The sequence below is a fragment of the Alteromonas sp. 4NH20-0104 genome (genome assembly GCF_057547795.1).
In genome coordinates, this window is record NZ_BAAJLP010000002.1 from 33,720 (window position 1) to 58,109 (window position 24,390).

20 protein-coding genes are annotated in these 24,390 nt (G+C 50.6%); 19 read left to right on the forward strand and 1 reads right to left on the reverse strand.

Annotated elements, in window-relative coordinates; translation table 11 throughout:
* Positions 1 to 257 precede the first annotated feature (257 nt).
* The 19 genes from mraZ to mutT all read left to right on the forward strand — a co-directional run bounded on the left by mraZ (position 258) and on the right by mutT (position 22,420).
* Complete coding sequence (gene mraZ / locus AC27IB_RS01730; protein WP_105934320.1) at positions 258 to 716, forward strand: division/cell wall cluster transcriptional repressor MraZ; 459 nt, start codon at positions 258 to 260, stop codon at positions 714 to 716.
* Entirely contained in the window at positions 713 to 1,648 is a 936-nt protein-coding gene (gene rsmH, locus AC27IB_RS01735) for a 16S rRNA (cytosine(1402)-N(4))-methyltransferase RsmH (RefSeq protein ID WP_487118501.1), read from the forward strand. Before mraZ ends, rsmH begins: the two co-directional genes overlap by 4 nt.
* Positions 1,645 to 1,965 carry a cell division protein FtsL gene (gene ftsL / locus AC27IB_RS01740; protein WP_296046520.1) on the forward strand — a complete coding sequence of 107 codons (321 nt, stop codon included), beginning with the start codon at positions 1,645 to 1,647 and terminating at the stop codon, positions 1,963 to 1,965. Before rsmH ends, ftsL begins: the two co-directional genes overlap by 4 nt.
* Positions 1,962 to 3,740, forward strand: a complete 1,779-nt coding sequence (locus tag AC27IB_RS01745; RefSeq protein WP_487118503.1) for a penicillin-binding transpeptidase domain-containing protein — start codon at positions 1,962 to 1,964, stop codon at positions 3,738 to 3,740. Before ftsL ends, AC27IB_RS01745 begins: the two co-directional genes overlap by 4 nt.
* Complete coding sequence (locus tag AC27IB_RS01750; RefSeq protein WP_487118505.1) at positions 3,730 to 5,259, forward strand: UDP-N-acetylmuramoyl-L-alanyl-D-glutamate--2,6-diaminopimelate ligase; 1,530 nt, start codon at positions 3,730 to 3,732, stop codon at positions 5,257 to 5,259. Before AC27IB_RS01745 ends, AC27IB_RS01750 begins: the two co-directional genes overlap by 11 nt.
* Entirely contained in the window at positions 5,256 to 6,662 is a 1,407-nt protein-coding gene (murF, locus tag AC27IB_RS01755; protein WP_487118507.1) for a UDP-N-acetylmuramoyl-tripeptide--D-alanyl-D-alanine ligase, read from the forward strand. Before AC27IB_RS01750 ends, murF begins: the two co-directional genes overlap by 4 nt.
* Positions 6,656 to 7,738 (forward strand): phospho-N-acetylmuramoyl-pentapeptide-transferase, encoded by a 1,083-nt coding sequence (gene mraY, locus AC27IB_RS01760; protein ID WP_487118509.1) that lies wholly within the window; start codon positions 6,656 to 6,658, stop codon positions 7,736 to 7,738. Before murF ends, mraY begins: the two co-directional genes overlap by 7 nt.
* A 3-nt stretch (positions 7,739 to 7,741) precedes the next feature.
* Positions 7,742 to 9,067: a UDP-N-acetylmuramoyl-L-alanine--D-glutamate ligase gene (murD, locus tag AC27IB_RS01765; protein WP_487118511.1), complete on the forward strand. Its 1,326-nt coding sequence runs from the start codon at positions 7,742 to 7,744 to the stop codon at positions 9,065 to 9,067.
* Positions 9,064 to 10,338: a cell division protein FtsW gene (gene ftsW / locus AC27IB_RS01770; RefSeq protein WP_296046533.1), complete on the forward strand. Its 1,275-nt coding sequence runs from the start codon at positions 9,064 to 9,066 to the stop codon at positions 10,336 to 10,338. Before murD ends, ftsW begins: the two co-directional genes overlap by 4 nt.
* The gene (murG, locus tag AC27IB_RS01775; protein WP_487118513.1) at positions 10,331 to 11,395 is read left to right on the forward strand and encodes an undecaprenyldiphospho-muramoylpentapeptide beta-N-acetylglucosaminyltransferase; all 1,065 of its coding nucleotides are present in this window, start codon (positions 10,331 to 10,333) and stop codon (positions 11,393 to 11,395) included. Before ftsW ends, murG begins: the two co-directional genes overlap by 8 nt.
* 6 nt (positions 11,396 to 11,401) lie before the next feature.
* Positions 11,402 to 12,847, forward strand: a complete 1,446-nt coding sequence (gene murC, locus AC27IB_RS01780) for a UDP-N-acetylmuramate--L-alanine ligase (RefSeq protein WP_296046536.1) — start codon at positions 11,402 to 11,404, stop codon at positions 12,845 to 12,847.
* Positions 12,847 to 13,791 (forward strand): D-alanine--D-alanine ligase, encoded by a 945-nt coding sequence (locus AC27IB_RS01785; protein ID WP_487118515.1) that lies wholly within the window; start codon positions 12,847 to 12,849, stop codon positions 13,789 to 13,791. Before murC ends, AC27IB_RS01785 begins: the two co-directional genes overlap by 1 nt.
* Positions 13,792 to 13,798: 7 nt before the next feature.
* Positions 13,799 to 14,530 (forward strand): cell division protein FtsQ/DivIB, encoded by a 732-nt coding sequence (locus tag AC27IB_RS01790; protein WP_487118517.1) that lies wholly within the window; start codon positions 13,799 to 13,801, stop codon positions 14,528 to 14,530.
* 17 nt (positions 14,531 to 14,547) lie between these two features.
* Positions 14,548 to 15,777: a cell division protein FtsA gene (ftsA, locus tag AC27IB_RS01795; protein ID WP_296046541.1), complete on the forward strand. Its 1,230-nt coding sequence runs from the start codon at positions 14,548 to 14,550 to the stop codon at positions 15,775 to 15,777.
* Between the two features lie 99 nt (positions 15,778 to 15,876).
* Entirely contained in the window at positions 15,877 to 17,034 is a 1,158-nt protein-coding gene (gene ftsZ / locus AC27IB_RS01800) for a cell division protein FtsZ (protein WP_296046544.1), read from the forward strand.
* A 133-nt stretch (positions 17,035 to 17,167) separates the two neighbouring features.
* Positions 17,168 to 18,079: a UDP-3-O-acyl-N-acetylglucosamine deacetylase gene (gene lpxC, locus AC27IB_RS01805; RefSeq protein WP_296046546.1), complete on the forward strand. Its 912-nt coding sequence runs from the start codon at positions 17,168 to 17,170 to the stop codon at positions 18,077 to 18,079.
* Positions 18,080 to 18,223: 144 nt separating this feature from the next.
* Positions 18,224 to 19,114 carry a M23 family metallopeptidase gene (locus AC27IB_RS01810; RefSeq protein WP_296046548.1) on the forward strand — a complete coding sequence of 297 codons (891 nt, stop codon included), beginning with the start codon at positions 18,224 to 18,226 and terminating at the stop codon, positions 19,112 to 19,114.
* A 106-nt stretch (positions 19,115 to 19,220) separates the two neighbouring features.
* The gene (gene secA, locus AC27IB_RS01815; protein ID WP_296046550.1) at positions 19,221 to 21,929 is read left to right on the forward strand and encodes a preprotein translocase subunit SecA; all 2,709 of its coding nucleotides are present in this window, start codon (positions 19,221 to 19,223) and stop codon (positions 21,927 to 21,929) included.
* 86 nt (positions 21,930 to 22,015) lie between these two features.
* Positions 22,016 to 22,420, forward strand: a complete 405-nt coding sequence (gene mutT / locus AC27IB_RS01820) for an 8-oxo-dGTP diphosphatase MutT (protein WP_487118521.1) — start codon at positions 22,016 to 22,018, stop codon at positions 22,418 to 22,420.
* Here mutT and AC27IB_RS01825 read toward each other — a convergent pair.
* Positions 22,417 to 24,339 carry a methyl-accepting chemotaxis protein gene (locus AC27IB_RS01825; protein WP_487118523.1) on the reverse strand — a complete coding sequence of 641 codons (1,923 nt, stop codon included), beginning with the start codon at positions 24,337 to 24,339 and terminating at the stop codon, positions 22,417 to 22,419. The two genes, mutT and AC27IB_RS01825, sit on opposite strands and share 4 nt — an antisense overlap.
* Positions 24,340 to 24,390: the final 51 nt, after the last annotated feature.

Sequence of the window (24,390 nt, forward strand, 5' to 3'; positions counted from 1 at the left end):
GGACGGATTTCCCCACTTTTCCCCCTTTTTCCTTCTTTCTAATCAGCCACTTCAGCGCGAAGCCCGAAAATAAGGGAGTTTCCCCCATTTTGTTACTCATCCTGTCAGGCGCGTTTTTGCTTGACAGTGGGGAGGAATGATACCTAAACTGTCAAAAGTGGGTAAAAGTGGCAAATAGTGGATCATATAATCAACGTTTTGCAGATCAGATCTCATAAAACACGAATAATAAGATCAATACACAAAAGGCTAGGGGAATGTTCCGCGGCGCTAACGCAATCAATCTGGATTCCAAAGGGAGACTGGCTATACCGACAAAGCATCGGCAGCCCCTTCTGGATGATTGTGCCGGACAACTCATCTGCACCATTGACACACAACAAAGCTGTTTGCTGCTTTACCCGCTTCCCGAATGGGAAGAAATCGAACTCAAACTGAGTAAGTTTTCCAGCAACATCGAGCAGGAAAGACGAAAAATTCGTTTGTTACTCGGTTATGCCATCGACTGTGAAATGGATAAAAGCGGTCGTGTGCTCATTCCTGTCCCTCTGCGTAATCATGCCAAATTAGACAAAGAAATTCTGCTGGTTGGGCAATTAAATAAATTCGAGATCTGGAATTCAGAAATCTGGGCTAAACGTATCGAAGAAGATATGGAAGTTGAGCGTTCTGGTAACTTTGAGCTCACTGAGCGTTTACAGGACTTCTCATTATGACCGCATCGTTTTCGCATACCTCTGTGCTTCTGCAGGAATGCCTGGACGGCCTGGCGATTAAACCAGACGGTATTTATATCGATGCCACCTTTGGCCGAGGCGGTCATTCTGGCGAAATCCTCAAACAATTGGGTAGCAATGGCCGGTTAATTGCGTTTGATCGCGATCCCGAGGCCATTGAAGCCGCCGCGCGCTTTGCTGATGACAGTCGTTTTGAAATTGTCCATTCTGCGTTTGGTGATATGGCTGAGGTTATTGAACAAATGGGCCTCACCCACCAAATAGATGGCGTGCTGATGGATTTGGGTGTGTCATCCCCACAGTTAGACGACGCTGAACGCGGTTTCAGTTTTCTGCGCGATGGTCCGTTAGATATGCGAATGGATACGACCCGGGGACTCAGCGCGGCAGACTGGCTGAACACGGCAGATGAGCAGGATATCACCCAGGTGATTAAAGAGTTTGGCGAGGAGAAGTTCGGAAAACGTATTGCACACGCTATTGCTAATTACCGTCAGCAACAGCCTCTTTCCCGTACCAGCGAGTTAGTCACCATTATTGATCAGGCTGTACCGGTCAAAGACAAATTCAAGCATCCGGCCACCCGCACTTTTCAGGGCATTCGTATTTATATTAATGCGGAGCTGGACCAACTCAGGGTGGGCCTGAAGGCCGCTACCGCAATTTTACGTCCCGGTGGCCGAATGGCGATTATTTCGTTTCATTCACTCGAAGACCGGCTGGTAAAACGCTTTATGAAAGAGCAGAGCAAGGGCAAAGCGCTACCACCAGGCCTGCCGGTGACTCAGGCGGAAATTGACGCCGACAAAGTATTAACGCTGATAGGCAAGGCCATCAAGCCCGGCGAAGAAGAACTGAAACACAATGTGCGATCCCGAAGTGCGGTACTCAGGGTGGCGGAAAAACGATGACCGGTTCGACGACTAACTTTAATTTCCTCCTCATCCTGGTTACCGAATTGACCCGCCATAAGCTGCGGGTTTTGTTGTTTATAGCGGTGATAGCCAGTGCCCTGGCGGTGATCCTCAGTACTCACCATAATCGCCAGCAAAATATTGCGCTTGAGGAGCTCATGCGCGAGAAAGATCAGCTCGACGTAGAGTGGCGTAACCTGGTGCTCGAACAGCGCGCACTCACCGAGCATAACCGTATTGAAGCCATGGTTCAGAAGGAACTCGACATGCATCGCCCCGGTGTGGATGACGAGGTAGTGGTGCGAATTAAATGACAGCCATCACGTTAAAACACACCAAAGCCAAGGCGGGCGGGGCAAAAATTAACACCCGTCCAGGCCCTATGCAATGGCGCTTTTTCCTGGTGGTGGGCATTATTGTACTGGTGTTTTTGATCCTGGCGCTGCGTACGGCCTTTATTCAGGTGATCGCGCCGGACGCATTGATTGAGCAGGGCGACAGTCGCACCCTGAGAACGCGCAACACACCTGCCTACCGTGGCCTGATTACCGATCGTAATGGCGTGGAGCTTGCGGTCAGTGTGCCGGTGAGAGCAATCTGGGCCGACCCGAAAATCATTCATGAACAAAATGGCCTGAATCAAACCCGACGCTGGCTGGCGCTGGCTGAAGTGCTGGGCCAGGATGTGGACGAGCTGGTGGGCAAAGTCGGCAACCCTAAACGCCGGTTTGTCTATTTGCAACGTCAGGTCTCCCCTGCGATGGCTGACTATGTGGATAAACTGGAGATCCCGGGCGTATATTTGCGCAAAGAGTCTCGTCGTTATTACCCCACCGGCGAAGTGGCCGCGCAGCTTATCGGTATTACCAATGTTGATGATAAAGGCATTGAAGGGCTGGAGCGGTTATATGACGACTGGCTGACCGGTTCGCCAGGCTCGCGTAAAATCCGCCGCGATGCCAAAGGCCGTCAGGTGGAAGTACTGGAGACCAAAGACGGCGAAGCCGCCGGTAATCTTACACTAACCATCGATCAGCGCATTCAGGCGCTGGCCTATCGCGAAATTAAAGAGGCCATGCTCTATTACCAGGCCAGTTCGGCGTCGGCCATAGTTATTGATGTCCACAGTGGCGATGTACTGGCCATGGTCAATGCGCCGTCATTTAACCCTAACGACCGCAGTGACATTTCGCCTCGCCGGATGCGTAACCGGGTGATCACCGACGCCTTTGAACCAGGCAGCTCATTGAAGCCCTTAGCGGTCCTTAGCGCGTTGGAATTTGGCGCGGTTAAAGTGGGTGATATCGTCGATACCTCCCCTGGCTGGATGCGGTTGGGCGGTAGTCTGGTTAAGGATTTCCGCAATTACGGAAAGTTATCGCTGGCGGAAATAATCCAGCATTCCAGTAACATGGGAACATCCAAACTGGCCCTGTCGGTGCCAAAACCGTTTTTGCTGGACACCTATTACAATATGGGCCTGATGTCTGACACCGGTATTAATATGCCCGGTGAAAGCAGCGGTCTTTTTCACGAACGCAGCCGCTGGTCGGAGTTTGAACTCGCCACTTTATCGTTTGGCTACGGCATTTCAGTGACCACCGCACAGCTAGCCAGAATGTATTCCACCATCGCGTCCGGAGGCATTAAACGGCCGCTTAATATTGTCAGGGATAGCGGTAATCAGGCTTATAAACCCAGTGCTGAACGGGTGCTCAGTGAGCAAAATGCTCAAGCGATTATGGCCATGATGGAAACCGTGACTCAGGAAGACGGCTCAGGTGTTAAAGCTCGTATTCCCGGATACCGGGTGGCAGGTAAAACCGGTACCAGTCGTAAGGCAGTTGCCGGCGGCTATGGTGAAGAGTATGTCAATATTTTTGCCGGCATTGCGCCGCTTAACGACCCGCAACTGGTGACCGTTGTGTTGATCAACGAACCCGGCGGAGACCTTTATCATGCCGGCGATACGGCAGCGCCTGTCTTCTCTGAAATTATGGGCGGTGCGTTGCAACTGCTAAACATTGCACCGGATGATCGTCAGGTAAGCGCCACGCAGGTGGTAGAGAGGTCAACCAATGGTGGTTAATGCGTTTATGCAAAGTCTGCATGCACTGTTAATTAAATTTGGTATTAATGCGCCGGATATTCGGGTGCATGGGCTGACACTGGATAGTCGTGAAGTCACCCCGAAACTGGCTTTCGTAGCCGTTAAAGGACATAGCCGTGATGGCCGGGACTTTATTCCACAAGCCATCAGCCTGGGTGCCCGCGCTATTCTTGCCGAGGCAGAAGAAGCGGGTGAGCATGGTCAGGTCCTGATGCGGGAACACACGGTTATCGTTAAGGTCTGGGGGCTTGCCGATTTGCTCTCGTCATTGGCGGCAGCATTTTACGATTACCCGGCTAACAAACTGGCAACCATTGCAGTCACCGGCACCAATGGCAAAACGTCGGTAGTGCAGCTGATTACGCAAATGAAGCATCTGCTCGGCCATCGGGCGGCATCAATCGGCACGCTTGGTAGTGGCATTTATCGCGACGACGCGCAGTTTAAGCCGCCAGCTAATGGCAATACCACGCCGGATGCCATTTCGATGCAGTATTTACTGGCGGAGTTTGTGCAGCAGGAAGTCCATCAGGTGGCTTATGAAGCGTCATCACATGCGCTGGTGCAAAATCGCCTGAAGCAGGTTAATACCGACATCGCGGTGTTCACTAACCTGACCCGGGACCACCTCGATTATCACGGTACGATGGAGTCTTACGCAGCCGCCAAACTGGGCTTGCTGGATTTGCCCGGTCTGCATTCGGTGGTACTGAACTATAACGATGAGGCCAGCAACGCGTGGGCAAAAAAGGCCAAAAAATCGATTCAGAAAGTCTGGACCGCCGTATTGCCAGAACCTGCGCAGAATTTGCCAGAAGGTCGCTATTGTTTTGCCACAAATGTGCAATACCATCCTAATGGATGCCAGTTCCGGCTCGCCACTTCCTGGGGAACTACCGTGGTACAAACCGATTTACTCGGGCACTTTAATATTGCCAACCTGATGAGCGCCACGGCGGCCCTACTGTGTCAGGGTGAGCGTTTTGACAACGTGGTAAAAACCATTGAGCAGGTTCAGGCCGTGGCCGGTCGCCTGGAAGTATTTGAATTCCCTGAGCACGCCAATGTGGTGGTGGATTATGCCCATACTCCAGATGCGTTAAGTCAGGCGCTAAAAGCATTAAGACTGCATACCGATGGCAAGCTTTGGTGTGTATTTGGCTGTGGCGGCGACCGGGATAAAGGCAAACGCCCCCTCATGGCGCAAGCGGCCGAAGACGGTGCTGACGAGTTGATTATCACCACCGATAACAGTCGCTCAGAGTCGCCATCGTCTATTGCAGACGACATTCGCGCCGGACTCAGCCACCCTGAAAATGCCAGGGATATTCCTGACCGGGAACAGGCTATTCGTTACTGTTTAGCCAACGCCGGTAAGCATGACCTTATTCTGGCGGCGGGCAAAGGGCACGAAAGCTATCAAATAATTGGCGAACAAAAAATAAACTACAACGAACGGGAAGCCATTACCCGTTTGCAGCAGGAGTGCAGCAAATGATTACTAGGTCTTTGATGTGGATAGCAGAGCAAATAAAGGGTCGCCTGGTGGGCGATGACTGCACTGTATCTGCGGTCAGCACTGACACCCGAACCCTGGAAGATGGCGCTGTTTATCTGGCGCTACAAGGGGAAAACTTTGACGGCCACCGGTTTATTGAAGCCGCTGAAAGTGCAGGCGCTGCGGCCATCATTGCCAGTCAACCGGTCACCTGTGGCCTGCCGGTGATTTATGTTGAAGATACCAAACTGGCACTGGGTCAGCTTGGCGCGGCAGTAAAGGCTGAAGTTAACCCTAAAACCATAGGTATAACCGGCAGTAGTGGTAAAACCACCGTTAAAGAAATGTGCGCGGCTATTTTATCGCGCCGGGGTAATGTACTGGCAACCGCCGGGAATTTTAACAATGAGATTGGCGTTCCACTGACCTTACTGCGCCTGACGCCGGAGCACGAATACGCGGTAGTCGAAATGGGCGCTAATCATCTTGGTGAAATTGCCTATACCACCAGTTTAGTGAAACCCGACGTGGCGACTATTGTTAATGCCGCGGCGGCACACCTTGAAGGGTTCGGCAGTTTGCTCGGCGTAGCCCGGGCGAAAAGCGAGATTTTTAAAGGCCTGGGCGAGGCAGGACTGGCTATTGTGAATCAGGACAGCCAGTTTGCTGAGTTTTGGCTGGGCAAACTGAAGTATCAGCCAGTACAAACGTTTTCACCGGATAACCAGAGCCCTGAAGCTGACTTTTATGCCACGGATATCATTATTGATTTAAATGGCTGTGCTGAGTTTGCATTGCATTCTGCCCAGGGTAATACCGATATTCGGCTCGCGGTGCCCGGTATGCACAATGTTGGCAATGCGCTGGTGGCGGCGGCGCTGACGATGGCGGTAGGGGCGACACTGGAAGATGTTAAATATGGCTTGCAAGACATGCAGGCTGTTGGCGGGCGGTTAAAAGTCGTGCCGCTAACCGAGCAGGTACGTATTCTTGACGACACTTATAACGCCAATGTGGGGTCAGTAAAAGCGGCCATCGATACTCTGGCCAGTTTTTCCGGTCGTCGGGTACTGGTGCTGGGAGATATGGCGGAGCTGGGCGAAAAGGCGCGCTACTATCATGAACAGGTTGGTGAGTATGCCAAAGAAAAGTTTATCGACTGCCTGTATACCTCTGGCGTATTGAGTCAGAGTGCCTCCTCGGCGTTTGGTGAAAACGGTTATCACTTTAGCGATCAGGTGTCATTGATAGCGGCGTTAGAGCTGGATTTAGGAACGGAGCAGCGCGACCTAACCATTCTGGTTAAAGGCTCGCGCAGTGCCAGAATGGAAAACGTCATAGCGGCTTTGGAGACATCGCCGCTGGGAAAGCTTAGTCGTCGGCGGGAGAAAATAGCATGCTAATATGGCTCGCCGACTGGCTAACGCAATTTGAATCAGGTTTTAACGTATTCTCTTATCTGACCTTACGGGCGATCCTGAGTACGCTCACAGCGCTGTTAATCGCGATTATTATCGGCCCGAAGATGATCCGTTGGTTACAACGGATGCAAATTGGCCAGACCATTCGTACCGATGGACCGGAGTCACATTTGTCAAAGTCAGGTACCCCTACCATGGGCGGTCTGCTGATTCTGGCGGCTATTGTGGTAAGTGTGTTGCTGTGGGCAGATCTCACGAATACCTATGTGTTGGTCACCCTGTTTGTGGTGGTGACCTTTGGTATTGTGGGGTTTGTTGATGATTATCGCAAAGTGGTACGCAAAGACTCAAAAGGTCTGATAGCTCGCTGGAAATATTTCTGGCAATCCGTGATTGCCCTGAGCGTAGCGTTTTACCTGTATGCGTCAGCGCAGACCATGGAAGAAACCGCACTGCTGGTTCCTTTCTTCAAGGAAGTGTTGCCCCAACTGGGTATTTTGTATATCGCCATCGTTTATTTTGCGCTGGTGGGAACCAGCAATGCGGTCAACCTTACTGACGGGCTCGATGGCCTGGCGATTGTACCAACCATACTGGTTGCCGGCGCATTTGCTATTTTCGCTTACGTTACCGGCAATGCTAACTTTTCCGGCTACTTAAATATTCCGCATATTCCCCTTACCAGTGAACTGGTGATCGTGTGCACTGCTATTGTTGGCGCAGGGTTAGGCTTTTTATGGTTTAACACTTATCCGGCCATGGTATTTATGGGCGATGTGGGGTCGCTGGCTCTGGGCGGAACACTTGGCGTGCTGGCTGTGCTGGTCCGTCAGGAAATAGTCTTAATTATCATGGGCGGCGTGTTTGTGATGGAGACCGTTTCGGTCATCATGCAGGTAGGCTCTTATAAACTCAGGGGGCAGCGTATCTTTCGTATGGCACCCATTCATCACCATTATGAATTAAAAGGCTGGCCCGAACCGCGGGTGATTGTAAGATTTTGGATCATCTCGCTGATTCTGGTGTTAATTGGTTTAGCCACATTGAAGTTACGATAGAGTATGACTGAGACACAGCGTTTACCACAGTATGTCATTGCCGGTCTGGGACAGACCGGGCTTTCCTGTGTGCGCTATCTGCAAAACCAGTCGCTGGCTTTTAAAGTGTGGGATACCCGCGCAGACCTGGTGGTGAGTGATGAACTGGCGGCCCGGGTAAACGCTGAAATTACCTGTGGCGAAGTGCCGCAGAACTATTGGAATGGTGTGACTCACCTGGTATTGAGCCCCGGTATTGCAACGGATTTACCGGCGGTTTCAACGGCTAAACAGGCCGGTGTTAGTGTCATTGGTGATATTGAGCTGTTTGCTGTGGCGGTAACCGGGCCAGTTATCGGTATTACCGGTTCAAACGGCAAAACCACGGTCACCCTGTTAACCTCGCATATACTTAAACACCTGGGCTATAACGTGATTGCCGCCGGCAATGTAGGTTTACCGGCCCTGGACTCACTGCAGCACGGGGCGGATATTACCGTGCTTGAATTGTCCAGTTTTCAACTGGAGACGACCCGTAGTCTGCACCTGGCGGCCGCGACCATACTGAATCTTTCTGCCGATCACCTCGACCGTCACCATACATTATCTGCGTACAGTGAAGCTAAGCAACGCATTTTCGATCACTGTGAGGTGGCGGTGGTAAATCGGGAAGACAGTCATACAATGCCCATGACGGCCGTTACCTCGCGGATAGCTACAGGCCTGACCGCAACTAGCCAGGGTTTCGGCTGGCAAGCAGCGCAGCAAATGATCACTTATCACGGCAAACCACTATTGTGTCTGACCGACACTGCGCTGGTAGGCCAGCACAACGCGCTGAATATCCAGTCAGCACTGGCCCTGGTCAGCGTATTTAGCGATGATATGGAAGCCGCAGCAGAAGCCGTGAAAACGTTCCACAGTGCGGCCCATCGGTGCAGCAAAATTGCCGAGGTGGCGGGCGTGAGTTTTATTGACGACTCCAAAGCCACTAATATCGGTGCGACGGAAGCGGCGCTTAAAGGACTGGCAGGCAGTCTGACCGGAAAGTTAATATTAATCGCGGGCGGCGATGCCAAGGGCGCAGATTTAAGCGAACTGGCACCGGCGCTGCAGGCTCATGTCGATGCTGTCGTTGCGCTCGGGCGTGATGGCCGGATCCTCAGTCAGATGGCAGCCCGCGGCTGGTATGTTGAGAGCATGGAGCAAGCTGTCCAGCAGGCATTTGCACTGGCAGAGTCTGGCGATACGATTTTACTCTCACCGGCCTGTGCCAGTCTGGATATGTTCAACAACTACAAACATCGGGCTGACGTGTTTCAACAGGCGGTCAGGGAGTTGTCGGCATGAATGCAGTGACTTCTCACCTGGCCGGATTGTTCGCGGCGCGTCACGATAAACCGGCGACTACCGCACCGGCTTTTGACGGCGGCATTGTGCTGGTAGCCTTTGCTTTAATGGCCATTGGCCTGGTTATTGTTACTTCTGCTTCCATGCCGGTAGCTGACCGGTTACACGATAACCCGTTTCATTTTTCAATTCGTCACGGCATATACCTAATTGCTGCCATCATCGCGGCGATGATCACCGTGCAGCTGCCAATGCAGTTCTGGCGGGTAACCAACCCTTACATGTTGCTGGCTGCAATTGGATTGCTGGTGGCAGTACTGCTGATTGGCCGGAACGTTAACGGTTCGACCCGCTGGTTGGTTGTTGGGCCTATCACGGTGCAGGCGGCGGAACCCGCAAAACTGTTCTTCTTTTGTTATCTGGCCGGCTACATGGTGCGTCGCTATGATGAAGTCACAGAAAACCTTAAAGGGTTTATTAAACCGCTGGTGGTGTTCTTTATTCTCGCGCTGCTGCTACTGGCACAGCCGGATCTGGGAACGGTTGTTGTTATGCTGGCAACCACCATGGGGCTATTGTTTCTGGCCGGCGCTAAGTTATGGCAGTTCTTCGCGTTACTCTTTGCCGGTGTGCTGGCAGTCGTGGCGCTGATCGTTGATTCTGAGTACCGCCTTGCACGGGTTACTTCGTTCTGGGATCCCTGGGCCGATCCTTTTGGCAGCGGCTATCAGCTGACCCAGTCGTTAATGGCCTATGGCCGGGGCAACTGGCTTGGCCAGGGGCTGGGTAATAGTTTGCAGAAGCTGGAGTTTCTGCCCGAGGCGCATACCGATTTTGTAATGGCTATCCTCGCTGAAGAGCTTGGCTTCACAGGCGTGATGGTGGTGCTGTTACTGATGTTGTGGTTAGTTATTCGCGCGCTGCAAATTGGCAATCAGGCGCTGGCGAACGAACGGGCTTTTGAAGGGTTTCTGGCTTACGCTATTGGCATCTGGTTCAGTTTTCAAACCGCGGTAAATATTGGCGCCAGTGCCGGTATATTGCCAACTAAAGGGCTAACTCTGCCATTGGTCAGCTACGGTGGCTCCAGTTTGATTATTATGTCTGTCACGGTGGCTGTTTTACTGCGTATTGATTTTGAATTGCGGGTGGCGGGTGTACAGGCACTCGATAAAGGTCGTAAACGTGAAGGTAAAAGCAAAGTCAAAGCTGCCTTAAAACCGCTGGAACAGAATGAGCGTGATGTAGCCGAGGAGCCGGATGATGAATAAGCGTTGTCTGGTCATGGCGGGCGGAACCGGCGGACACGTGTTCCCGGGGATTGCCGTGGCCAGCGAACTTCGCCGTCGTGGCTGGCATATTGACTGGCTGGGCACTGCAGAACGCATGGAAGCTCAGGTTGTTCCTGAGTACGGCTTCCCGATTCACTTTATTCCCGTTAAGGGATTAAGAGGCAAAGGAATAACCGCGCGACTTACGGGCATCATGGCATTGGTTAAATCCTTGTTCTGTGCCCGCCAGTTGCTACAGCAAATTAAGCCGGATGTGGTGATTGGTATGGGTGGGTATGCCAGCGGACCAGGCGGTATTGCGGCTAAAACCCTGGGCATCCCGATTATCATCCATGAGCAGAATGCCGTGCCGGGAGTCACCAATAAGTTGCTGGCACGAATTGCCAGCAAAGTGATGCTGGGCTTTGCCTCTGCCAGTCCCTATTTTGCAAGTGTCAAAGATAAGTGTCAGGCAGTTGGTAACCCGGTAAGGGATGAGATTCTTGCCCTTAAACCAAAAGCTGAGGCTTCTCAGCCAATGCGTATGCTGGTTATTGGCGGTAGCTTGGGTGCCCGGCCGCTTAATGAGCAATTGCCGGTTATCTGTCAGTCATTCCCGCAACTGGCAATACGTCATCAGTGTGGCAAAGGCAACGAACACAGCGTGCGCCAGGCCTATGGTGACAAAGCGGTTGAAGTGTCTGAATTTATTACTGATATGGCAGCGGCTTATGAATGGGCAGATTTTGTCGTCTGTCGGGCTGGCGCGCTGACGGTGGCAGAGATCGCTGCAGCGGGTAAACCGGCGATATTTGTGCCGTTGCCCCATGCGGTTGACGATCATCAAACCCTGAATGCCCGGTCACTGGCTGAACAGAATGCGGCCAAACTGGTGGCTCAAACAGCACTTAGTGAAGAATTGCCGGTAATTGTGCGTGACTGGCTGGAAAATCCTGCCGACTGTGTCAGGATGGCGGCCAACGCAAAGCAGTTTGCACCCTATAACGCAGCTCAACAGGTGGCAGATGCCTGTGAAGCTTTAACCAAAGAGAGATAGCGGTAAATGGTATTGGAAACGCCTTTTCAAAGTCCGCAAATGCGAAAAATTACGCGCATATTTTTTGTGGGCATTGGCGGCGCCGGGATGGGCGGTATTGCCGAGGTACTGTTGAATGAAGGCTATGATATTGCTGGCTCTGACATTCAGACCGGAGCGATGACAGAACGCCTCACCGCGCTGGGGGCCGATATTGCTATCGGTCACAAAGCGGAAAATGTAGTGGATGCAAACGTAGTGGTCGTCTCCAGCGCCATCAACGAGGCAAACCCGGAAATTCAATACGCCAGAGCCCAGCGGATCCCTATTATCCGGCGCGCTGAAATGCTGGCCGAATTAATGCGTTTTCGTCACGGTATTGCGGTGGCGGGAACACATGGCAAAACCACGACGACCAGTTTAATTGCCACCATTTTTGCTGAAGCTGAGCGCGATCCCACGTTTGTGATCGGCGGCTTACTAAACAGCGCCGGAACTAACGCGCGACTGGGCAGCAGCCGGTATCTGATTGCTGAAGCCGACGAAAGTGATGCTTCGTTCCTGCACTTGCAGCCGATGATGAGTGTGGTGACCAATATTGAAGCCGATCACATGGAAACCTATGGCGGTGATTTCAGCAAAATGACCGACACCTACATAGAGTTTTTACATAATCTGCCGTTTTACGGTCAGGCCGTGGTATGCGGTGATGACCCGGTGATCCGCTCTCTGTTGCCGCAAATCGGCCGCAGCGTGATCACCTATGGTCTGGATGCAGATAACGATGTTTATGCAACGGATATTCGTTTTAGTTTTGGTTCGGCACATTTTACGGTTCACCGCCCGCAACGAACGCCACTGACTGTGAAACTGAATCAAACCGGTAAGCATAATGTGTTGAACGCACTGGCTGCAATTACGGTGGCCAGTGAAGAAGGCATTGATGATGAGTCTATTCAACAAGCATTGCTTAGCTTTGGTGGGATAGGTCGCCGATTTGAAGTGCTGGGGCAATTTGCCACCAGTGTCGGCGAAGTTACCCTGGTGGATGATTATGGTCATCATCCAACCGAAGTGGCTGCCACCATTGAGGCGGCCCGCAATAACTGGCCGCAACAGCGTCTGGTGATGATTTATCAGCCGCACCGGTATACTCGCACCCGGGACCTTTATGAAGATTTTGTGGAAGTGTTATCCCAGGTGGATTGTTTGTTACTACTGGATGTGTATGCCGCCAGTGAACAGCCCATCGATGGTGCCGATAGCCGCTCGCTGGCGCGCTCGATTCGGGCCCGTGGCCAGTTAGAACCGGTTTATGTCAGTGAACATGAGGAGCTGCCGGTTATTCTGGCAAATCAGTTACAGGATGGCGATATTGTGATGACCCAGGGCGCGGGTAATGTGGGGCAGTTAGCCAGGAAACTGGCTGCCATGCAATTGAATCCCGAACTCATGCAGCCGGAGGGGCAGTAATGACCTTAAAAACTTATACTCCAAAAGCCTTCGGACGAGTGGCTGTGATGTACGGCGGCGACTCGGCTGAGCGAGAGGTGTCGCTGCGCTCGGGAGAGACCGTTTTAAGCGCCTTGCAAGGGGCCGGTGTAGAGGCGGTAGGTTTCGATCCAGCTGAAAAGCAACTCACTGAATTGATTGATGAAAAGTTCGATCGCGTGTTGATTATGTTACACGGTCGCGGGGGCGAAGATGGGAGTATGCAAGGTGCCTTGCAGCAGCTAAAAATACCCTATACCGGCAGCAGTGTACTGGGCTCGGCACTGGCAATGGATAAGATCCACAGTAAGCAAATCTGGCAGTGTCTGAATATTCCCACCGCGAAATATGAAATTGCTGTAAAAAGTCGCTTTGAAGCTGGATCATGCGGCGCTATAATGGATAAATTAGGGGGAAAAGTCATGGTTAAACCGGCTCGGGAAGGTTCGAGCATCGGGATGGCCAAAGTGACTAGCGCTAAACAACTCGCGACTGCCATACAAGACGCTTTTAAATATGATAATACAGTCTTGTTGGAGCAGTATATTGAAGGACCTGAATATACCGTTGCCGTTGTGCAAGGGCAGGCTTTACCTTCGATCCGCATGTCAACCCCGCATATATTTTACGATTATTCGGCAAAGTATCAGGATAATACGACCGAATATTTTTGCCCGAGTGGCTTGTCTGACAAAGACGAGCAACACCTGGCATCGCTGTGTACATCAGCTTTTGAAGCGCTTTCAGCCACTGGTTGGGGGCGGGTTGATGTAATGCAGGACAAACAATCTGGTGAGTTTTATTTACTTGAAGCCAATACGGTACCTGGCATGACTGAAAAAAGTCTGGTGCCCAAGGCCGCGGCTGCCGCCGGGATTAGTTTTACTGATTTAGTATTAGCTATTCTGGCAACCAGTATGGAGTGATTCGAAAATGTCAGCAGAACAACGCCAGGCGCCCTGGGGCGGCATTGCTTTTTTAGCCGTGTTGGTTGTGATGTTGACGGTAGGCGGCATTCACACCTACCACTGGATGCAGGACGAGCAGCAGGCGCCGGTGCAGGTAATTGATTTTTCCGGCCAGTTTGAGCAGTTGGATGTTCTGAAACTGGAAAGGCTTATTCGCCAGTCGCAGCCGGGGAGTTTTTTTGCTTTGGATGTCAACGACATTCACCAGCTGCTGGAAGATCAGGCATGGGTGTACCGGGCATCGGTACGTAAACAGTGGCCTAACCGGCTCAAGGTTTACCTGGTGGAGCAAACACCGGTCGCCAGATGGAATGAAGATTTGATGCTGAATCCTTACGGCGAGAGTTTTAACGCAGAAGGTAAGAATTTGGGTTTACCGCGACTGTTTGGCCCGGGGGGCAGTGAGAAGACGGCGCTGGAAGGGTTTAACGCCATGCAGAGTTTATTGCGCAGTCGGCAACTGGATATTGAAGAGTTGTCATTATCTGAGCGATTTGCATGGCAGGTACAACTAGTAAATGGCATAGAGATAAACCTTGGTCGACAGGAGTTTATTGACCGTTTACAACGATTTGTAGATGTTTACCCGTTACTGAGCGAACAACCTAAGGGTGTCAGTTACGTGGATTTACGCTACGACACAGGGCTGGCCGTAGGCTGGCAAAATGACTCTGATAGTAATCAGACTAAAAGTTAATAAGAGATAAGCGACATATGTCTAAACCGGCAGAACGTAATTTGATTGTAGGACTGGATATCGGCACCAGCCGTGTGAAGGCTGTCCTCGGCGAGTTACTCGACGATGATCAAATCAGTATCGTAGGTGTCGGTACCCATCCTGCCCGTGGTATGGACAAGGGCGGCGTGAATGATTTGAACCTGGTAGTGAAATCGGTTCAAAGCGCGGTAAATGAAATGGAACTGATGGCGGATTGTCAGGTCTCTTCTGTGTTTATGTCGATTTCTGGTCGTCACGTAAAGTGTCAGAATGAAAGTGGCATGGTGCCGATTAATAACCAGGAAGTGACCCAGGAAGACGTGGATAACGTGGTTCATGCAGCTCGCTCGGTACCCATTGCGGCAGAGCGTCGTTTACTGCATGTGTTGCCACAGGAATTTACCATTGATGTGCAGGAAGGGATCAAAAACCCGATTGGCATGTCAGGCGTAAGAATGGAAGCTGAAGCGCATATCATCACTTGTGCGGATGATATGGCGAAAAACCTGGTGAAATGTATCGAGCGCTGTGAGTTGCAGGCTGATCAGATTATTTTCTCGGCACTGGCTTCCAGTTATGCAGTGCTGACCGATGACGAACGCGAACTCGGTGTTTGTGTGGTCGATATCGGCGCCGGCACCATGGATATTGTGATTTATACCGATGGCGCCATTCGTTACACTGCGGTGGTGCCGTTAGCAGGTAATCAGATTACCAGCGATATAGCAAAAATCTTCAGAACGCCTATCAGCAATGCTGAAGAGATAAAAGTTAACTATGCCTGCGCGCTAAAAGACATGGTTAGTATGGAAGAGAGTATCGAGGTACCCAGTGTGGGCGGTCGTCCTGCCCGGGTGATGTCCCGACATACGCTCGCAGAGGTCATAGAACCTCGGTATCAGGAATTATTTGAACTGATACATAAAGAAATTAAAAACAGTGGTTTTGAAGAGCAAATTGCAGCGGGGCTGGTTTTAACCGGCGGGACCGCGAAAATGGAAGGTGCTGTTGAAATTGCTGAAGAAATTTTCCAGATGCCGGTGCGGGTCGGTAGTCCGTTGAATATGGTTGGCTTGTCAGAATATACCGATGATGCCAGCTTTGCGACGGCCGTAGGCCTGCTCCACTATGGAAAAATGCAAGCAGATAATAAAAAAACGGGTAAGCAACGTGCGACAGATAGTCTGTTCAAGCGTGTGCAAAGCTGGTTTAAAGGCGAATTTTAAATTTTAGGGGGCGCTTAGGTTGACCGGCGAGAGTCATGGAATGCTCAATATGCAGGTGAACTCAAGTGTTAGAAAGACGTACAGAACCGGAGAGTAAGTATGTTTGAATTAATGGATAGCCACGGCGAAGAAGCCGTAATCAAAGTCATCGGAGTCGGTGGCGGCGGTGGCAATGCAGTTGAGCACATGGTGTCTCAAAGCATTGAAGGCGTAGAGTTTATTGCAGTTAATACCGATGCACAGGTGCTACGAAGCTCATCTGCAGATGTTACTTTGCAGATCGGCTCAAATGTCACCAAAGGTCTGGGGGCCGGTGCTGATCCGAATAAGGGTCGTGAAGCTGCACAAGAAGATCGTGAAACCATCAGACAAGCGCTGGATGGTGCGGACATGATCTTTATCACCGCAGGTATGGGCGGTGGTACTGGTACGGGAGCGGCACCCGAAGTGGCCAAGATTGCTCGTGAGATGGGTATTCTGACCGTCGCGGTTGTCACTAAACCGTTTCCATTTGAAGGTAAAAAGCGAACTGATTTTGCAAACCAGGGCACCGATGAACTGGCGAACAATGTCGACTCACTGATTACCATTCCGAATGAAAAGCTGCTGAAAGTGATGGGTCCTGGTACACCATTGCTACAGGCATTCAGCGCGGCTAACGATGTGTTGCGCGGAGCCGTACAGGGCATTGCTGAGCTGATCACCCGTCCGGGTCTGATTAACGTGGATTTCGCTGACGTTCGTACCGTGATGTCTGAAATGGGTAAAGCCATGATGGGCAGTGGTGCAGCCTCTGGTCCGGATCGTGCTGAAGAAGCAGCAGAAGCAGCGATTGCCAGCCCGTTACTGGAAGATATCGATCTGTCGGGTGCCCGCGGTATTCTGGTCAACATTACCGCTGGTCCTGATTTTGCTATCGATGAGTTTGAAACTGTCGGTAACGCGGTAAAAGCTTTCGCATCAGAGAACGCGACTGTGGTAGTGGGTACGGTAATCGACATGGAAATGACCGATGAACTGCGGGTTACCGTAGTGGCTACCGGCATTGGCGCAGAGCGCAAGCCTGATATTTCTTTGGTGAGTTCTGAAGGCTCACGCCTGAGTGCCACTGCCAGGGAATTCCAGTCCAGCGGTGAATCCCGTGCGGTTGGCGGTACAGAAGGTAACCAGGCGCTTAAAGCAGATGAAAATGCGCAACCTGGTAATGACCTTGAATACCTGGATATTCCGGCTTTCCTGCGTAAGCAAGCAGACTAGAACGGTAAACAAAAATTTACAGGGTACTTGTTCAAAAGGTTAAGGTTGTTCATAAAATAGCCGATATTTTTGACAAGTAAGTGATGGCTAACTATAATGTTCGGCCGCTTTAGGTTAGGTGTTTTTTAAAGCCATGATTAGACAACGTACAATTAAACATGCAGTCCAGGAAACTGGCATAGGTTTGCACAAAGGGGACAAGGTCACGATGACTCTCCGGCCTGCGCCTGCGAACACGGGAATCGTGTTTCGGCGTATTGACCTTGAACCGCATGTCGACATTCACTCCCGCGCTAACGCGGTAGGGAATACCATGTTGTGTACCTGTCTGAATAATGACGACGGTGTGAGTATACATACTGTTGAACACTTAGCTTCAGCATTGGCCGGACTGGGTATTGATAACATTATTGTTGAGGTTAACAGTAATGAACTGCCCATTATGGATGGCAGTGCCAGCCCGTTTGTATTTCTTTTACAATCAGCGGGTATTGAAGAATTGAACGCGCCGAAGCGTTTTATTCGAATCACCAAACCCGTACGCGTGGAAGATGGCGATAAGTGGGCAGAGTTACGCCCCTACGATGGGTTCCGGGTTGATTTTCAAATCGACTTCGAGCACCCGGTTATCAGCCAGACCCGTCAGCATATGGTGATGGACTTTGATTCCTGCTCCTATGTTAATGAGGTTAGCCGCGCCCGTACTTTTGGTTTTATGCGCGACCTGGAATACATGAACGCGAACAATCTGGCGCTGGGTGGCAGTATGGAAAATGCCGTCGCACTGGATGATTACCGGGTACTAAATCCCGAAGGACTGCGTTATGACGATGAGTTCCTTAAGCATAAAATCCTTGATGCTATTGGCGACCTGTATTTAGGCGGTCACAGCATTATTGGTGAATTGGCCGCTTACAAAACCGGACATGGCTTGAACAATAAATTGTTAAATGCCGTGTTGGCTCAGCGCGACTGCTGGGAGTACATTACTTACGAGTCTCAGGACGAAGCGCCAATCCGGTATGCACAACCCGCCCTGGTTTAATACTTTATGCTGAAAAAGCCGCCCTCGTGGCGGCTTTTTTGTTGTTTAATAGGGGCGAATGTCGCTAGAATAGCGAATCAAAAGATTTAGGCTGGCTGTTATTGTACCGCTGGCCCACCGCAGAAAAGCAAAATAAGACACACAATGAAACTAACAGTGACATTTATAGGTAAGCATAAACGCATCAGGCGCAGCATTAGCGTGCGCTCGATCGTGAGTCTTACTGTTTTATCGTCATTGTTTGTGCTGGTATCCAGCCGTTCTACCGACTCTTCTTTCGAAAATCTCGCCCGCGTAAAAGTAGCTCAAAATATTCTTGAAGCCGAGCAGCAACAAGTGGATTCTCTCGCAGCGGCTACCGATGAACAGGTAAAGGCCCTTGCGGCACAGCTTATGGCCATGCAAAGTTCGCTGGATAAAATTGATGCAAAGACCCAGGTACTGGCCAGGGCGATGGGCGTGGAAGAACAGTCGGTAAGCGATTTTGGTTTGGCATCAGCAACGATAAGCAGTCAGTTAGAAGCAGAAGAACAGCGACTGTTATCACCCATACAAGAATTAAGCAGTCAGTTAAAGCACAAGCAGCAGCAACTGGCCGCACTTGAAAGATTGGTTACCGGGCACCATATAGATGAACAGATTAGTTTGTCGGGACGCCCGATAGAGACAGGATGGTTATCATCCTACTACGGCATGCGTACGGATCCTTTTAACGGACAACCGGCCATGCACAACGGATTAGACTTTGCCGGTGAAGTGGGCGACGATGTCGTAGCCACCGCGGCAGGCATAGTGACCTGGTCAGGCGACCGCTACGGTTACGGTCATCTCGTGGAGATTGAACACGGTGATGGTCTGGTAACACGCTATGGTCACAATCAGACTTTGCTGGTTAATAAAGGTGATTTGGTTACTAAAGGCCAGGTTATCGCGCTAATGGGGAGCACCGGTCGTTCTACCGGCGCTCATGTACATTACGAAGTCATTAAAGCTGGTCAAAAAGTCGATCCACTTCCTTACGTCTACAAGAAGTAGCGTAAGCCTCTATTACACGCCAATCAATCTAATGTAACGCGACAGAACAATCTGCCGGTCAGATTTTTTGTTTTTGATAAATCACAGAAGTGGAAATACCAACACAATGTTTGCAAGCATGCTCAGGAAAGTATTTGGCAGTCGTAACGATCGACTATTAAAAAAATTACAAAAGCACGTCAATGCCATTAATGCGCTGGAAGCAGAATACGAAGCTCTTGATGATGCTGCGCTAAAGCAAAAGACGGCCGAATTTCAGCAACGTCTGAAAGAGGGCGCCAGTCTCGATGATATTCTGATTGAGGCTTTTGCGACAGTGCGTGAAGCCAGCAAACGTGTATATGGCATGCGCCACTTCGATGTTCAGATGCTCGGTGGCCAGGTGCTTCACTCTGGCAAAATTGCCGAGATGCGTACCGGTGAGGGTAAAACACTGACCTCAACGCTGCCCACTTACCTGAACGCGTTAACCGGGCGAGGCGTACACGTTATTACCGTGAACGATTACCTGGCCAAGCGGGATGCTAACTGGAGCCGCAGTTTATTTGAATACCTCGGCTTAACCGTAGGGTGTAACGTACCAGGGTTGGCGCCGGAGCAAAAGCGCGAAGCGTATCAGGCCGATATCACTTATGGTACCAACAATGAATTTGGCTTCGATTACCTGCGCGACAATATGGCGTTCAGTCCACAGGACAGAGTCCAGCGCGAACTCTTTTATGCGGTTATTGATGAAGTTGACTCTATCCTCATCGATGAAGCCCGTACCCCTCTGATAATTTCTGGTGCCGCTGAAGATAGCTCCGAGCTGTATTTACGCATTAACCAGATTATTCCTGAACTGAACCGGCAGGATAAGGAAGACGAAGAGGGTAAACATGGCGATGGTGATTACACCATTGATGAAAAAGCCAAACAAATTCACCTTACAGAGCACGGTCAGATCCACGTTGAAGAAATCATGAAACGTGAAGGCCTGCTTAATGAAGAAGAATCCTTATTTGATGCCGGTAATATCTCATTACTGCACCACGTTAACGCGGCTTTGCGTGCACATAAGCTGTTTACCCGCGACGTTGATTACATCGTTAAAGACGATAATATCGTGATTGTTGATGAGCATACCGGTCGGACTATGGAAGGCCGTCGTTGGTCCGAAGGTTTGCACCAGGCAGTGGAAGCGAAGGAAGGCGTTAAAATCCAGAACGAAAACCAAACGCTGGCCTCGATAACTTTCCAGAACTATTTCCGTTTATACGAAAAACTGTCGGGTATGACCGGTACGGCTGATACCGAAGCATTTGAATTTAATCATATTTACAGCCTGGAAACGGTTGTTATACCCACCAACCGCGACATGGTTCGTGACGACAAAGCTGACTTAATCTACCTTACGGCTCAGGAAAAATATGATGCCATCGTGGAAGATATTCGCCGCTGTGTTAAGCGCGGTCAACCTTCGCTGGTTGGTACGGTATCGATTGAAAATTCAGAGTTGTTGTCACGCATTCTGAAAAAAGAAAAGATCCCGCATAAAGTTCTTAATGCTAAGTTCCACGCTCAGGAAGCCGACATTGTTGCCCAGGCGGGTCGTCCTGGCGCGGTAACTATCGCCACTAACATGGCGGGTCGGGGAACCGATATTGTGCTCGGCGGTAACTGGCAGGCGGAAGTCGATAAGATTGAAAATCCCAGCGAAGCTCAGATCCAGAAGATTAAAGAACAGTGGGAAAAGGATCACGAAACCGTACTAGCGGCCGGTGGTTTACATATTATCGGTACCGAGCGTCACGAGTCCCGTCGGATTGATAACCAGTTGCGTGGTCGTGCAGGCCGTCAGGGTGACCCTGGTTCATCGCGTTTTTATCTGTCGCTGGATGATGCCCTGATGCGTATTTTTGCCTCAGAAAAAATGGCCAGTATGATGAAACGTCTGGGCATGGAGAAAGGCGAGGCTATCGAGCACCCTTGGGTAACCCGCGCCATTGAAAATGCTCAGCGCAAGGTGGAAGGCCGTAACTTTGATATTCGTAAGCAATTACTGGAATACGATGATGTGGCCAACGATCAGCGTAAGGTTATCTACGAGCAACGTAATGAGCTGCTCGATGAGGCAGACATCAGTGAAACCGTTCAGGCTATTCGCGAAGATGTCATTGGTGGTGTGGTAGATGAGTATATTCCGCCACAATCCCTCGAAGAAATGTGGGACGTTGATGGCCTTGAACAGCGCCTGAAAGCCGATTTTGCATTGGATGCGCCAATTCAACAATGGTTGGATGCGGATGACAAACTGTACGAAGAAAAATTGCGCGAACGCATTCTGGATGAGTTAAATACAGCGTATAAAGCCAAAGAAGAAATGGTTGGCGAGCAGGTACTGCGTCAGTTCGAAAAAGCGGTGATGTTACAAAACCTCGACAGCAACTGGAAAGAACACTTAGCGGCAATGGATCACCTGCGTCAGGGTATTCATCTGCGCGGCTACGCACAAAAAAATCCTAAGCAGGAATATAAACGTGAAGCCTTTGAGTTGTTCTCCAATATGTTAGAGGGCCTGAAACTTGAAGTGATTACTATTTTAAGCCGGGTACAGGTGCGAGCTGAGTCGGATGTGGAAAAAGTTGAAGAGCAACGTCGTCAGGCAGATGATGTACCGAAGAATTTCCAGCATGCTGACGCAGATGGCGAACCCTCAGAAGATGTCAGTGGTCCTCAGACCGCGATGCGAGAGGGACCCAAAGTAGGCCGTAATGACCCTTGTCCTTGTGGTTCCGGCAAAAAATACAAGCAGTGTCACGGAAAGTTAAAATAGGCTGTCAGCACTGAAAATGAAAAGGCTGGTTATCTGTATATCGCAGGTATCCGGCCTTTTTTGTAAGATTAAACAGGTAACAAATCATGAAATATATTGATGTGGCTGTTGGGGTTATTCTGCGTGATAACCAAACCTATGTATGTTTACGCGCCAGTAATAAACATCAGGGCGGTAAATGGGAATTCCCCGGTGGTAAAGTGGAGGAGGGTGAGGCGCCTGATTCTGCACTGAGCAGGGAGTTGCAGGAAGAAGTGGCCATTGTTACCACGCACTGTGAGCCGCTAACGCTGATTGAACATGATTATGGCGATAAGTGTGTACGATTGCATGTCTACACGGTAAGCGGGTTTAGCGGTGAACCCAAAGGCGCTGAAGGGCAGCCTGGTAAATGGTTGGATTTAAATAACCTGAAGTATGACGATTTCCCGGCCGCAAACCGGGAAATCATTGACTCGTTACTGACTCAACGGGCGTCAGCCGGGCGTTAAAAACGGTAACGTTTAAGCTGTTGTTGCATGCTGCTGATTTCGTCCACCAGCTGCGCACAGTTTTGTGCCACCAATCTTGCATAGTCGCTATTCTGGTTGCCTACATCCTGAATACTGCTCAACCGTTTTGCCACATCTTCAGTAATGCTGGCCTGACGTGAGGCCATGGTGGCGGCTTCCTGATTCAACTCTGTTATGGTTGCTACGGCATGCAGGGATTTCTCCAGCGACTCGCCGGCATTCTGTGTTACCTGGACGGTAGAAAACGCATTGTCCTTGTTTTGCTGCATTTTCTCAGCGGCTTCCCGACTCCCTTGTTGCAGCCGCTCAATCATTACGCGGATCTCCTCGGTGGATGATTGGGTGCGACTCGCCAGAGAGCGAACCTCATCAGCCACTACTGCGAAGCCTCGGCCCTGCTCACCCGCCCTGGCGGCTTCAATAGCTGCATTGAGCGCCAGCAGGTTGGTTTGTTCGGCAATATTGCGGATCACATCCATAACGCCACTGATTTGTTCGCTGGCGGCGGCCAGCTCATTGATCACCTGTACTGAGGTATCGATATTATGGGCCTGCGCCTCAATGTCTTTTATGGTTGCCGATAGCACGCTTACGCTGTTGCGTGTGTCGCTGTCGGCGGCGCCAGCAGCCTCATTAGAATGATTAATGTTACCGGATACGGCTCTTGCATTTTCCTGCAGGGTCGACAACGCATCCCCTATAGCGCGGGTTTCATTGGTTAATTCAGTCACCGTGGAGCTGGATTTATCTGCAGTTTCATTGAGTTCGCGGGATTGCGAGAGCATGGTGTCGGTGGCTTGATTGACACTTCTCAAAGTGGTTTGCAATTGGGATAACAGTTTATTAAACCCTTTGGCCATCAGGCCAAATTCATCGCTGGAGTTTGCATTAAAGCGGAAGGTTAAGTCGCCCTCACCAGAGGCCAGATCGTTCACCACACCAATAAATTCATCCAGCGGTTTACCCACCATATGATTTATCAGGTAGAAGAGCGTAGCCAGAATTGCCCCACTGGCAATCAGAATTTTAACCAGCACGGCCAACACCGCTGATGTTACCAGGGCTGCCTTTTCATTACTCGATGAGGCCAGAATTAGCTCGTAGCCCCATTTTTCGAAAGGAATAGTGGTGACATCCCAGTTGTCTTTGCCAGACGCCAGGGCATTATTAACCGTGGCTTCGTTAACGTGTGCCGAATGCATACGCAAATTGCCCTTGCTGTCTTTGAGCGCGACAAAGCCCTCTTCAAGCAATTTACTTTTGGTAATGGCTTCTTCCAGAACCTGTAAATCGGCGGAGTAGCCCACGTACCAGATACCAATGACCTGCTGACTTGCGTTAAACATTGGCTCGTAAGCTGTCAGGTAAGGACTGCCAAGAATATCCACCGCACCGTAATAAGCTTTGCGTTGTTTGATTTGCGCCATGGCTTTTCCCTGAGGCGCCAGTTTAGTGCCGATAGCCCGTTGCCCGTCTTTAATGACGTTGGTGGTGACCCGGATAAAGTCATCGCTGGTTCTGCTAAACAGTGTCGCTGTTCCGCCCATCACGGCGGTGAGCCCATCTACCAGGGCGAAATTATTGGCTTGCGCTTCATCGCCTATGAACAGTTGGGTCGCCGGGGTTTGCTTAACCATTACTTCACTGCCCTGGGAGGGTACGCCAATTTTGTCACCGCGTTCTTTTAACAACCGCATGCTGCTGACCACACGTTCGTGCATCAGTGAATCGGTGACGGTAAGAATGTTGGTGAGTCTGGCGGCGAGTTGTTCTTTTTGCTGAATAATTTTGTCCTCTGCTTCAGAAGACGCTGAAATTGAAGTGATTATGGCGATAACAACTGAAAAAGCAGCAATCACAACCGTGATGGCAACAAGAAATTTACGCTGAATGGACATACTTACTCCGGCAACTATATGGTTTTGCTGTCGTCCTTGTTTAGCAAAAAG

Excerpts from the sequence above, each read along its gene's own strand:
- mraZ (WP_105934320.1), top strand. The coding sequence starts at position 258 with ATGTTCCGCGGCGCTAACGCAATCAATCTGGATTCCAAAGGGAGACTG.
- rsmH (WP_487118501.1), top strand. The coding sequence starts at position 713 with ATGACCGCATCGTTTTCGCATACCTCTGTGCTTCTGCAGGAATGCCTG.
- ftsL (WP_296046520.1), top strand. The coding sequence starts at position 1,645 with ATGACCGGTTCGACGACTAACTTTAATTTCCTCCTCATCCTGGTTACC.
- AC27IB_RS01745 (WP_487118503.1), top strand. The coding sequence starts at position 1,962 with ATGACAGCCATCACGTTAAAACACACCAAAGCCAAGGCGGGCGGGGCA.
- AC27IB_RS01750 (WP_487118505.1), top strand. The coding sequence starts at position 3,730 with ATGGTGGTTAATGCGTTTATGCAAAGTCTGCATGCACTGTTAATTAAA.
- murF (WP_487118507.1), top strand. The coding sequence starts at position 5,256 with ATGATTACTAGGTCTTTGATGTGGATAGCAGAGCAAATAAAGGGTCGC.
- mraY (WP_487118509.1), top strand. The coding sequence starts at position 6,656 with ATGCTAATATGGCTCGCCGACTGGCTAACGCAATTTGAATCAGGTTTT.
- murD (WP_487118511.1), top strand. The coding sequence starts at position 7,742 with ATGACTGAGACACAGCGTTTACCACAGTATGTCATTGCCGGTCTGGGA.
- ftsW (WP_296046533.1), top strand. The coding sequence starts at position 9,064 with ATGAATGCAGTGACTTCTCACCTGGCCGGATTGTTCGCGGCGCGTCAC.
- murG (WP_487118513.1), top strand. The coding sequence starts at position 10,331 with ATGAATAAGCGTTGTCTGGTCATGGCGGGCGGAACCGGCGGACACGTG.
- murC (WP_296046536.1), top strand. The coding sequence starts at position 11,402 with ATGGTATTGGAAACGCCTTTTCAAAGTCCGCAAATGCGAAAAATTACG.
- AC27IB_RS01785 (WP_487118515.1), top strand. The coding sequence starts at position 12,847 with ATGACCTTAAAAACTTATACTCCAAAAGCCTTCGGACGAGTGGCTGTG.
- AC27IB_RS01790 (WP_487118517.1), top strand. The coding sequence starts at position 13,799 with ATGTCAGCAGAACAACGCCAGGCGCCCTGGGGCGGCATTGCTTTTTTA.
- ftsA (WP_296046541.1), top strand. The coding sequence starts at position 14,548 with ATGTCTAAACCGGCAGAACGTAATTTGATTGTAGGACTGGATATCGGC.
- ftsZ (WP_296046544.1), top strand. The coding sequence starts at position 15,877 with ATGTTTGAATTAATGGATAGCCACGGCGAAGAAGCCGTAATCAAAGTC.
- lpxC (WP_296046546.1), top strand. The coding sequence starts at position 17,168 with ATGATTAGACAACGTACAATTAAACATGCAGTCCAGGAAACTGGCATA.
- AC27IB_RS01810 (WP_296046548.1), top strand. The coding sequence starts at position 18,224 with ATGAAACTAACAGTGACATTTATAGGTAAGCATAAACGCATCAGGCGC.
- secA (WP_296046550.1), top strand. The coding sequence starts at position 19,221 with ATGTTTGCAAGCATGCTCAGGAAAGTATTTGGCAGTCGTAACGATCGA.
- mutT (WP_487118521.1), top strand. The coding sequence starts at position 22,016 with ATGAAATATATTGATGTGGCTGTTGGGGTTATTCTGCGTGATAACCAA.
- AC27IB_RS01825 (WP_487118523.1), bottom strand. The coding sequence starts at position 24,339 with ATGTCCATTCAGCGTAAATTTCTTGTTGCCATCACGGTTGTGATTGCT.